Genomic DNA, 2799 nt, shown 5'->3' with positions numbered 1-2799 from the left:
ACCCCGCAGGTGTCCGACATCAGTTTGGAATGATGTCCGACTTCAGCGTGGAACAGCGTCCGCCATCACGCTGGAACACTGTCCGCCATCAGCATGGAGTCGTGTCCGCCATCGCGTGGAATACGCACCCGTCTCCCTGCGAGCAACAACCTTAGCCATGGACCATCGCTCCGTTGGCCATCGGAATCGCGGACATCCCTACCGGGGAGTCAAGCGATGGCATGCGCATGTCGCGCTCGATGGCCTCCCATAGAAACAGAATCTTTCGCCCCCCAAACGGCCGAAAGTAGTGGATGCCCTCGATCAGCACGCTGTCCTTCAGCCGCTCCCGAATCGTCCGGACGTCGTACTTGATGCGCTGGGACAGCTCATCTGTGGTGAGGTAAGTGGGCTGAGTCAAGAGTCTCTCCTGTAAGATGGAACGATCAAGTGATAGAAATATTCATCACTTGCCACATATCTTACGCGACTCTGCTCGTTTTGCAAGTCGTTTGATAAAAATTTTTATCGCTTGACGCCAAAACGCATCATGATCAGGTTCAAGCTCGGCGAGATGATCGAGAAGAAGCAGTTCGCTGAAGGGCGTCGGATCAGCATCAGCGAAATTGCGACTGCGACCGGACTCAACAGAATGACCCTGTCGAAGATCCTCAACCAGAAGGGATACGGAACGGGGACCGAAACGATCGATCGGCTCTGCAGCTACTTCGCTTGCAAGGTCGAGGACCTCATGGAGCACTTGCCCGATGAGAGCGGGGCGCCCGCCGAATCACAGACCTGAATCCCCCAGCCTGCAGCGCCCTCTCTGGCCGAACTAGAGTCCCATCGATCAGCGCGCACCCGCAGCGCTCATCCGGCAGTGGACGCTTCATCCATATCTGCTTGCGGCTAGAAAGTAAGCGTGCGGCCAACCCACCCTTGAAGCCATCGTCTTAAGCGGCAACGATGGTGTCCACCAAGCATTCAGGTGGACACCATGACCGACGCCAAGAAGAACAGCCGCCGCCGGTACGGCGCCGAGCTCAAGCAGCAAATCCTCGCCGAGTGTGCCGAGCCCGGCGCGTCGGTGGCCCGCATTGCCATGACGCACGGCATCAACGCCAACGTCGTGCACAAGTGGCGCCGTCTGGCCAGCGGCCCGCTGCCTGCCGTAGCAGCGCCAGCCTTCCTTCCCGTCTCACTTCCCTCGGCCACCTGCACGCCAGCGCCAGACATCCGCATCGAGCTGCGCCGCGGCGCCACCCAGATCACGCTGAGCTGGCCTTTGGCAGCGGCCGATCAGTGCGCCGTCTGGATGCGCGAGCTGCTGCGGTGATCCGCGTCGATGCCCTGTGGCTGGCCACCGAGCCACTGGATATGCGCTCGGGCACCGAGTCCGCGCTGGCCCGCGTGGTCGCCGTCTTCGGCGCTGCGCGCCCGCACCACGCCTACCTGTTCGCCAACCGCCGTGCCAACCGCATGAAGGTGCTGGTGCATGACGGCATCGGCGTGTGGTTGGCGGCGCGGCGCTTGAACCGTGGCAAGTTCGTCTGGCCGCGTGGTGACGGAGCCAGCACGGTGACACTCACCCGTGCGCAGTTCGACGCCCTGGTGCTGGGCCTGCCCTGGCAACGCCTGGGCGATGGCGGCGTGATCACCGTGCTTTGACTCTGATCGTCATGCGCAGCGCTGCCAATTGGGGCATGCGCCGATGGCGTGGCAGCAGCGGTGCTGGCACAGTCAACGTCCATGGTGTTGGAGCCGCAATCCCTGGAAGGTCTGAGCGCAGAGCAACTGCGCGCTGTGCTGCACGATGTGTTGCAGGCGGCGGCCGCCAAGGATCAGGCGCTGGCCTTCAAGCAGGCCATCATCGACAAGCTCACGCACGAGAACGCGCTCTTGAAGCGCATGAAGTTCTCTGCCCAGTCGGAGCGCTTCAACCCCGAGCAGAAGAGCCTGCTCGAAGACGAGATCGAGGCCGACCTGGCCGCCGTGGCCAGCGAGATCGACGCGCTGCAGGCGGCGCAGACCCCGGCCAGCGCCGAGGACAAGAAGGTACCCAAACGACTGCCGCTTCCCGCGCACCTGCCCCGGCGCGAGATCCGCCACGAGCCTGACGTCACCACATGTGCCTGCGGCTGCCAGATGAAGCGCGTGGGCGAGGACGTGGCCGAGAAGCTGGACTACGTGCCCGGCGTGTTCACGGTAGAGCGCCACATCCGGGGCAAGTGGGCCTGCGCGAAGTGCGAGACGATCACGCAGGCGCCGCTGGCGCCTCACATCATCGACAAGGGCATCCCCACCACGGGGCTGCTGGCGCAGGTGCTGGTGGCCAAGTACGCCGACCATCTACCGCTGTACCGTCAGGAGGCGATCTTTGCGCGGGCGGGACTGGCCATTGCGCGATCCACCCTGGCGGCCTGGGTGGGTGCCTGCGGCGTGCAACTGCAGCCGCTGGTGGATGCGCTCAAGGATGAGATGCTCACCCACCGGGTGCTGCACGCCGACGAGACGCCGGTGGCCATGCTCAAGCCCGGCGAAGGTAAGACACACCGCGCCTACCTCTGGGCGTACGCGCCTGGCGCGTTCGAGGGCATGAAGGCGGTCGTCTACGACTTCTGCGAGAGCCGCTCGGGCGAACACGCCCGCCGCTTCCTGGGCGAGTGGCGGGGTGGCCTGGTCTGCGATGACTTCAGCGGTTATGTTGCGGCCCGAGATATGTGGCCATCGCTAGGCGCGCGTTGTTGCTCACCGAAGAGATTTGCCCTGGCAAGCAGCACATAACTTCTGCGCGGCACCGCCCTAGAGATTACGCATGAA

The 2799-nt window shown here is 63.6% G+C and carries 4 protein-coding genes and 1 pseudogene; 4 read left to right on the top strand and 1 reads right to left on the bottom strand.

Annotation, left to right across the window (positions count from 1 at the left end):
* Positions 1–151: 151 nt before the first annotated feature.
* On the bottom strand, positions 152–400 hold the full coding sequence (locus M3149_RS22465) for a hypothetical protein (protein ID WP_251711582.1): 249 nt from the start codon (positions 398–400) through the stop codon (positions 152–154).
* 129 nt (positions 401–529) lie between these two features.
* Here M3149_RS22465 and M3149_RS22460 point away from each other — a divergent pair, with 129 nt between their 5' ends.
* From M3149_RS22460 to tnpC, 4 genes and pseudogenes are all read left to right on the top strand, one after another.
* On the top strand, positions 530–781 hold the full coding sequence (locus tag M3149_RS22460; RefSeq protein WP_251711581.1) for a helix-turn-helix domain-containing protein: 252 nt from the start codon (positions 530–532) through the stop codon (positions 779–781).
* Positions 782–976: 195 nt separating this feature from the next.
* Positions 977–1315, top strand: a complete 339-nt coding sequence (gene tnpA, locus M3149_RS22455) for an IS66-like element accessory protein TnpA (protein ID WP_251711580.1) — start codon at positions 977–979, stop codon at positions 1313–1315.
* Positions 1312–1647 carry an IS66 family insertion sequence element accessory protein TnpB gene (tnpB, locus tag M3149_RS22450; RefSeq protein WP_251711579.1) on the top strand — a complete coding sequence of 112 codons (336 nt, stop codon included), beginning with the start codon at positions 1312–1314 and terminating at the stop codon, positions 1645–1647. The genes tnpA and tnpB overlap by 4 nt, the downstream gene beginning before the upstream one ends.
* A gap of 81 nt (positions 1648–1728) precedes the next feature.
* Positions 1729–2691, top strand: a pseudogene (gene tnpC / locus M3149_RS22445) (IS66 family transposase); the annotation flags it as partial.
* Positions 2692–2799 lie beyond the last annotated feature (108 nt).

It is taken from the genome of Hydrogenophaga intermedia (genome assembly GCF_023715105.1).
Classification (GTDB): Bacteria; Pseudomonadota; Gammaproteobacteria; order Burkholderiales; family Burkholderiaceae_C; genus Hydrogenophaga; species Hydrogenophaga intermedia_A.
This window is presented reverse-complemented; position numbering and strand designations above follow the sequence as displayed.

Bases quoted from the DNA above. Each gene is read 5' to 3' on its own strand.
- M3149_RS22460 (WP_251711581.1), top strand. From the start codon at position 530: ATGATCAGGTTCAAGCTCGGCGAGATGATCGAGAAGAAGCAGTTCGCT.
- tnpA (WP_251711580.1), top strand. From the start codon at position 977: ATGACCGACGCCAAGAAGAACAGCCGCCGCCGGTACGGCGCCGAGCTC.